Genomic DNA, 472 nt, shown 5'->3' on the forward strand with positions numbered 1-472 from the left:
GCCCGGTTGAACCGGGGCACATCCGAGACGTACGACAGCGTCGATTCGAGGAACGTGCTCGCGCCCGCGATGATGCCCGTTCCGAGGTATATCACCGTGACGCCGAGGCCGATGAGCAGTCCACCGGCAGCGTACTGGGTGACACCTCGCGGGAACAGGTCGGCGAACGCGACCAGCGGGAGTGTAGTCATATCCATTGGCTTAGTTCCAGAGCTCCGTCATCAGTCACTCGTCATCGCGTCGCTGCTGGCGGCGCAGTTGTTCGGTCCCAGTTCGAGTTCGAACGCCTCCTCGTCGTCGGTGTCCTGTCGACCGAGGTTCGTCGCGATGATCTCTTCGTAGTTCGAGGGTCGCGGCGGCATATCCGAGAGGATGAACTCGATGAACCCCTCGCGCTCCATCGACAGCGCGTCCATGCGTTCCGTCAGGTCGCCGAGTCGCGCAGCGTAGGTGCCGTCTTCGCGCGGCGTCG

At 63.6% G+C, this 472-nt stretch carries 2 pseudogenes; both read right to left on the reverse strand.

What is annotated here, in order from left to right:
- Nucleotides 1-197 (reverse strand): annotated as a pseudogene (locus C474_RS12945) (YeeE/YedE family protein); the annotation flags it as partial.
- Nucleotides 198-221: 24 nt separating this feature from the next.
- Nucleotides 222-472: pseudogene (locus tag C474_RS12950) on the reverse strand (MBL fold metallo-hydrolase); the annotation flags it as partial.

This window comes from Halogeometricum pallidum JCM 14848 (assembly GCF_000337095.1).
GTDB classification, from domain to species: domain Archaea; phylum Halobacteriota; class Halobacteria; order Halobacteriales; family Haloferacaceae; genus Halogeometricum; species Halogeometricum pallidum.